Source organism: Rhizobium tibeticum (genome assembly GCF_900110205.1).
Taxonomy (GTDB): domain Bacteria; phylum Pseudomonadota; class Alphaproteobacteria; order Rhizobiales; family Rhizobiaceae; genus Rhizobium; species Rhizobium tibeticum.
Map to the genome: position 1 here is coordinate 1 of NZ_FOCV01000096.1, position 6,554 is coordinate 6,554.

Annotated in this window: 4 protein-coding genes and 2 pseudogenes; 2 read left to right on the plus strand and 4 right to left on the minus strand. The window is 56.0% G+C overall.

Annotated features, from left to right (window positions below; translation table 11 throughout):
- A pseudogene (locus tag BSG20_RS34440) lies at window positions 1-438 on the plus strand (3-deoxy-7-phosphoheptulonate synthase); the annotation flags it as partial.
- A gap of 260 nt (window positions 439-698) precedes the next feature.
- On the opposite strand, the gene serA reads toward BSG20_RS34440, so the two are convergent.
- The 4 genes from serA to repA form a co-directional block, all read right to left on the minus strand.
- On the minus strand, window positions 699-1,937 hold the full coding sequence (gene serA / locus BSG20_RS34445) for a phosphoglycerate dehydrogenase (protein ID WP_072381380.1): 1,239 nt from the start codon (window positions 1,935-1,937) through the stop codon (window positions 699-701).
- Between the two features lie 283 nt (window positions 1,938-2,220).
- A complete protein-coding gene (gene repC, locus BSG20_RS34450) occupies window positions 2,221-3,465 on the minus strand; it encodes a plasmid replication protein RepC (RefSeq protein WP_072381378.1) in 1,245 nt (414 codons plus the stop codon).
- Window positions 3,466-3,622: 157 nt separating this feature from the next.
- On the minus strand, window positions 3,623-4,615 hold the full coding sequence (gene repB / locus BSG20_RS34455; protein WP_072381377.1) for a plasmid partitioning protein RepB: 993 nt from the start codon (window positions 4,613-4,615) through the stop codon (window positions 3,623-3,625).
- Between the two features lie 84 nt (window positions 4,616-4,699).
- On the minus strand, window positions 4,700-5,890 hold the full coding sequence (gene repA / locus BSG20_RS34460; RefSeq protein ID WP_072381375.1) for a plasmid partitioning protein RepA: 1,191 nt from the start codon (window positions 5,888-5,890) through the stop codon (window positions 4,700-4,702).
- 380 nt (window positions 5,891-6,270) lie between these two features.
- Between repA and BSG20_RS34465 the strand changes: the two are divergent.
- Window positions 6,271-6,554 (plus strand): annotated as a pseudogene (locus tag BSG20_RS34465) (P-type conjugative transfer ATPase TrbB); the annotation flags it as partial.

The window sequence follows — 6,554 nt, forward strand, 5'->3', positions numbered from 1 at the left end:
GTCACGAAGGACGGACGCGCAGCGATCGCATCGACGAGTGGCAACGAGGATGGCCACATCATCCTGCGCGGCGGCAAGCAGCCGAACTATGATCGCGAGAGCGTTGCGGCAGCAATGGCTGCCTCCATCGAAGCCAAGCTCGACCCGCGCATCATGATCGATGCCAGCCACGCCAACAGCCGCAAGAATCCGGAAAACCAGCCCGCCGTGCTGCAGGACGTCGCGCAGCAGCTCGCCGACGGCAACCATGCGATCATCGGCTCGATGGTCGAGAGCAACATTGTCGGCGGCCGGCAGGACCTGATTCCCGGAAAGCAGCTCGTCTACGGCCAGAGCGTCACCGACGGCTGCATCGACTGGCCGACGACCGTCGAGACACTTGATACGCTGGCATCGGGCGTAAAGGCACGCCGCGCGACCAACAAGGCAAAGGCCTGAACGAAAGGCGGAGCGTAGATCGATACGCTCCGCCTTGCCAATCCCGGCCTGCGGTCAGGCTACATGACGGGGGCAGCCAATGCCGGCATCATCAAGCGGAATCTCACTCGGAAGGTAGAACGACTGCTTTCACAACACCGTCGGCGATTGCGTAGATGGCGAGGTCACCGCCCGCCCCCTCACCCGTTCGAAACAAACTCACGCACGCGCCCCTGTCACATGAGATATTAATCAAGCCTGTTGCTCCACCGCACGATCCGTCAGTAGAGCAATCGCGTTCTGATCGTGCCCGGTATCGCGCGCAGCGCCTGCAGGATTTCATCGGCCGTCTCGGACACGCCATCGACCTCGATCACCACATAGCCCGTGTCGCCGTGTGTCTGCAGGAACTCAGCGACGATATTGAACCCGCGTGAGGAGAAGATCTCGTTGAGCTTGATGAGCGTGCCGGGGCGGTTTTCGTGGACGTGGATGAAACGTGTGCCGTTCGGGCGCTCGGGCAGCTGAACCTGAGGGAAATTGACGGCGCCCATCGTCGAGCCGATATCGGAATATTCGACCAGCTTTCTGGAGACTTCGCCACCAATGCGCTCCTGGGCCTCTTCGGTGGAGCCGCCGATATGTGGGGTCAAAATGACGTTGCTCAAGCCCTGCAGTGGCGTTTCGAAACGATCCTTGTTCGATGCCGGCTCCTTCGGGAACACGTCGACAGCGGCACCGGCCAGATGGCCTTCCTTCAGCACCCTCGCGAGCGAGTCTAGATCAACCACGGTCCCACGGGAATTGTTGATGAATATAGCGCCCTTCTTCATGCGCCGCAGTTCGGTCTCTGTGATCATGTTGTGGGTCGACGCCGTCTCCGGAACGTGCATCGTCACATAATCCGAAATTTCCAGAAGCTCACCTAGCGACGCCATCGATTCCGAATTGCCCCGGCGCAGCCGGTCGGACAGATCAAAATAGCGCACCACCATGCCCATGTTTTCCGCAAGTGCGCTCAGCTGTGAGCCGATATTGCCGTAGCCGACGATGCCGAGCGTTTTCCCGCGCACTTCGCGGCTGCCAACAGCGGACTTTTCCCATCCGCCCTGATGTGCGGATGCCGATCGCGGAAAGATCTGCCGCGTCAGCATGATGATCTCGCCGATCACAAGTTCCGCCACCGAGCGGGTGTTCGAATAAGGCGCATTGAAGACAGGTATCCCGCGGCGGCGCGCCGCATCCAGATCAACTTGGTTCGTGCCGACGGAGAAACAGCCGACGGCAATCAGCTTCTTGGCAGATTCGAAAATCTCCTCAGTGAGCTGCGTTCGCGAACGAATGCCGATGATATGTGCATCGGCGATATGGCTTTTCAGGTCCTTATCATCGAGCGCTTTCGGCAGATGAACAAGATTGGTGTGTCCAGATGCAGCAAAGCAGTCCACGGCGCTCTGGCTGATGCCTTCGAGCAGAAGCACAGAAATCCGGTCGCGAGAGAGGGAAAGCTGGCGAGTCATGATTGGACCTTTGATCTCCGATTAAAATTTGCCGACATCGTTTCGAGACCATAGTGGCGCTCTCAACATGGCTTTGCGACCATCCGATAAGCAGTGCAAGCGCAAAACCCCATTATTCTCCGCTTCTCTCCGATCCGCGTTGAAGGCAAAGCCAGTGAAGCAAGAAACTTCGATGGCGCTTCAAACTCTCTAATCGCTTGTTTTAACACACAAAAGCTCCCCAAAAAACGGCTGACAATATCTAGCTCATTGCGCCAGACTCGCCTCGCGAAGTTGTCATCGGCTAACTCACGCGAAGGTCCTGCCGATCGTTGCCCTTCAATAGCGCCATCAACATTGGGCCGAGCGAAAACTCACCACGCTCCGAACGCTTTGTCAGGTCGCGCAGGTATCCACCAGCCGAGTTGATCATATTGGATCTTTCCAAGATGCAGGCCATGGCAACCGCAGCATTCTCAGGCCCCATCGCTCCACACGCCTCCTCGTACGCAGATGGGCTGACCCCGAGCATTGAACGAACGACCACAGCGGCGCCCATCAACTCGCGCCAATGTTCAATCTTGCCGCCAGGCCCGTAATCGTTGATCTGGGGGCAGGCGCGAAGCACCATTCCCAGGGGGAACGCCTTTATCCGCTCGCTATTGCTCTGCCCACCAGCTTGGCCCCTGCCCTTTGTTTCCGGTTCTGGCTCAAACTTTTCGCCCTGCTCGTTTCTAGAGCGAGGTTCAAGTTCATAGATGGATTCGGGTTTTGAATTCTGTATGTGGCGGCCATTTTGGATGGCATTGCCATCCGTATTTTCGGCTTTCAACTGGATTTCCAGCTGGTTAAGCACCTCTTCGCGAAGAAGCTCCATTTCGTCGAGCGTAGACTCGACCTGCTGGCGGGTCGCATAGCGCGGAAGCCGCCCCAGAATCCCGACATACGTATCTTCGACGGCTTCCCAGTCTCCGCTGGCGCCTTCCTCAATAGCGGCAGTAATGAGCTTACGGACATCCCGCCGGCAGATGGTCAGCGCTTCTTTGGCTCTCCGGAAACGGATCCGTTCAGCAACTACATCCTGGGCTAGCTGAGCGAATTCGGCCGACCGAACGGCCAATGGCGCCAAGTCGAAACCGTATGCCTGCTCGATCTCACCATCCCGATCTCGATGAGCGTAGCGCTTCCCATTGGGACTATCGCGTCTCTGAATAAGGCCCATCTCGACGAGCGCGGCCAAATGCCTACGCAACGTCGTCGCCGCCATACCGTGAGCGCGAAGCGACAGCTGCGCGTTCGACGGAAAGACGACCAGGCCGCACTCGGTATTGAGTTCGTTATCCGGATAAAACGTCAGCAATGCATCGAGCACAGCGAGGGCTCGGTCCTGAAGGCCCAAGCGCTCCCTTGCCTCGCTGATATCACGGAAGACCTTCCATTTGTCGGCACGCTTCTCGGCTTTCGATTCTGCGATAGAAAGCTGCCCTTTTACCAAAGCGAGCGTCATCGATCGCCGCCCGAAGGGCGTCGACACATGTCCCGTTTGCATTTTTCTCTCACCTTTCGTCAGGCAAAAGAAATCCGCTCACCAAATCGGTGCCATAGACTCTTGACTGTGATTCCGGGAAATGCGATTCTCGATCTTGCTAAGGATAACGAGAGAGGCTTCCACGGGGTACCGTTTGGGGGCCTTTTTCTTTTGCGGTTTAATCTCCGTTGCTGTCAGGTTTAGACCGTTTGTATTCGTCATACAGCTGGTCCATGCGGCTCGATAGCCAATCACTAAATGGCTTGGCTTCTGTATTCGAAAGCTCGATAGCAACCTTCTTGGATTTGGCGTTCATCGAAAAATTCAGTGAGCTATCACGCGATACCCACTCTTTCTCAGATGCCGACGCCTTTGGTTTCTTGGCATCCGACTTGGCTTTATATCGCTTGAGGTAATCGTGGAGATCGTCAAACCGACTGTCCTCGGAAAGTTCGAGAAACTCAGCAGTGCCGACGCGATCTGTCGAAGCGCGGAGTAGGGCAGGGGCCAGAACCAGCTGCCTGAGGCTCAGCCACTTGTCGCGGCCTATCTTCTTCGAGGCACCAAGAGCTTTGATGACCGGAGGAGGGACAACCTCAACGACGCCGAGCATTTTCGACAGCATCGCTTCGTCGATGGCGAGCGATGATCGCACCACATCCTTGGTCATTCCGGTGGCAAGCAAGTTCTGCGCGAAGTATGCACGCTCGATGAACGACAGATTAGAGCGAGCCGAGTTTTCCTGTCCCTGGGCAATGGCCGAGGCGATATCGTCGAGCTTTTTGACAACAGCCTTGACCGGAATGCCGAGTTCGCGGGCCACTTTCAGCCGCCGGTGGCCGAAAACGACGGTGTAGCGCTGTCCATCAGAATTTGGTCGCACGAGGATCGGCGTAGATTGTCCAGATGCTTGGATCGCCTCCTTCAGCTCCTGGTATTCCTCGCCGTCATCCGAGAGACGATCTGAGATCGACGAAGCGTCGAGCGACTGCGGATCTAACTCCACGATCACTTCGCCTTCCATCAGCTTTTTAGTGTTCTCCGCGAGATCTTCGATCGACCGAACAACCGTCTTCGCAGCACCGGTCATGGCATAGCCCGGCTTTGTTGGAGCCTTGCTAGATGAGAGAGATGAAAGGTCCAACTTTGCGAAGGGGTTTTCACGCGACATTGCTCGCCTCCCAATCCAGCGTCGACCTCGATAAGGCGTTGTTACCCTTTACAAAACGAAAGAAAAAAACGGCTGACAAGGTAGTCATTTCCGCCCCCATGCACTGTGGATCAATTCCATGATCTCGCCGTTTGCAGAATTTAGGCTTTCGATAGCGCGATCATATGTCGACCGGACGAAATCGCCGCGCTCGACCTCATACAGGGTCTGCTTTTTGATCGAGGCGTCCGAGATTGCTGTCGACTTCAACACGTGGTTTCGAAGCATGTGCTGAGCAAACATCGACTGCATGAAGCCGACCATCTGTGCCTGCGGTATGTCCGTGGGCTCGAACCGCGTCACCAAGTAGCGAAACCATTCCACGCGGATCACGGCGCCTGCTTCGGCAACCGGCGTCATTATACCGCCGAGCATCATCAGGAACTGGCTCATCGACATGACGTCCAGCATCTGGGGGTGGATAGTGATCAGGATACCGGTTGAGGCCATCAGCGCAGTGATCGTCAGATAGCCGAGCTGAGGTGGGCAATCGATGACCACCACATCATATCGGTCATCAACGTCCTTAAGGGCGTTGACGATCCGCATATGAAAGAGACGCCCCTCATCTCCTTTCCTTGAAGAAATGGCGAGTGGAACGTCGTATTCGTATTCCTGCAAAATCAGGTTTGCGGGTACGACATCGAGGCCAGGGATGTTGGTCGATTGGATGACATCAGCGATCGGCTTGCGCTCATCATCGAAGCGCAACGCTTCGTAGAGCGACGAAGTTTCGTCAAGCTCAGGCTGGATACCAAACAAGGATGTTAGCGATGCTTGTGGGTCAAGGTCGACAGCAAGAACTCGATGGCCGGTTAGCGCGAGATACTGGGCAAGGTGGGCCGCCGTCGTTGTCTTTCCGCTACCACCCTTAAAGTTCACGACGGATACGACCTGCAGAGGTTCGCCCTGCCGGCGCTTGGGAAGATAATATCGCTTGTCTGATTTTTTGTTGGTCTCGAGATACTCTCTCAGTTCGAGCATTTGATCTGCCGTATAGTAGCGGCGACCACTCACCGATTCGATCTCTGGTCCTTTGCCTTCGGAATGGATCTGGCGAAGATGGCTTTGCGTGACGCCCATGAAATCTGCGACTTCACCAATCTGGAACTTTCGCAAGCCCTTTCGAGCATCCGGCGGATACTGTTGGCTGCGCAGCATGTGCAAAGCGCTGGAGATCTTTGACCCCTGCTCGGCGATCTCAAGATCAAAACGGTTAAACAGCAGCTGGCTCATTTTGCGAACTATTTCCTTGGTGGTCACACTTTCGAAAAAATGGCCACATAGCCATCATTTGCGCAACTATCATCCGATTCCGCACACTCGACAAGGAATTTAAAGTTAACAAAGTCTTAAGTCGACTCTGCGCATTTCCCGTGAATCGCTCGATAAGCCAGACAATTCCTTATGTTAGGTCAAATTTGAGGGTGTTCGACCGTCTACATTTCTTGTGAGTCAAGCGCACATATCACTGACAGCAAATCCGCGCGGCTCTCGATTCGAGCCGAAACTGACGGAATCAGCGGCGACTCGCGAGGTGCAAAATTGCACATGGACTTCGCGCGGCCACCGGGGTCTGTCTTCTCCTGCACTCAAACGAGGAGACGAGCTTCCCCATGCTTCAGTCGCACTCTCGCCTTGTCCGCAAACTCCAGGACGCACTCGGCGAACACCTATGCATTGCCCTTGAAGATCCGACGGTCGTCGAGATTATGCTCAATCCGGACGGCAAGCTTTTTATCGAGCGCCTCGGACACGGCGTTGCGCCAGCTGGCGAAATGCAGGCGACCGCAGCCGAGACTGTTATCGGATCGGTCGCGCACGCTCTCCAGTCCGAAGCCGATGGAGAACGACCAATCATCTCCGGTGAGCTGCCGATCGGCGGCCACCGCTTCGAAGG

Coding starts and splice junctions, on each gene's coding strand:
- serA (WP_072381380.1), bottom strand. CDS start 1,937: ATGACTCGCCAGCTTTCCCTCTCTCGCGACCGGATTTCTGTGCTTCTG.
- repA (WP_072381375.1), bottom strand. CDS start 5,890: ATGAGCCAGCTGCTGTTTAACCGTTTTGATCTTGAGATCGCCGAGCAG.
- repB (WP_072381377.1), bottom strand. CDS start 4,615: ATGTCGCGTGAAAACCCCTTCGCAAAGTTGGACCTTTCATCTCTCTCA.
- repC (WP_072381378.1), bottom strand. CDS start 3,465: ATGCAAACGGGACATGTGTCGACGCCCTTCGGGCGGCGATCGATGACG.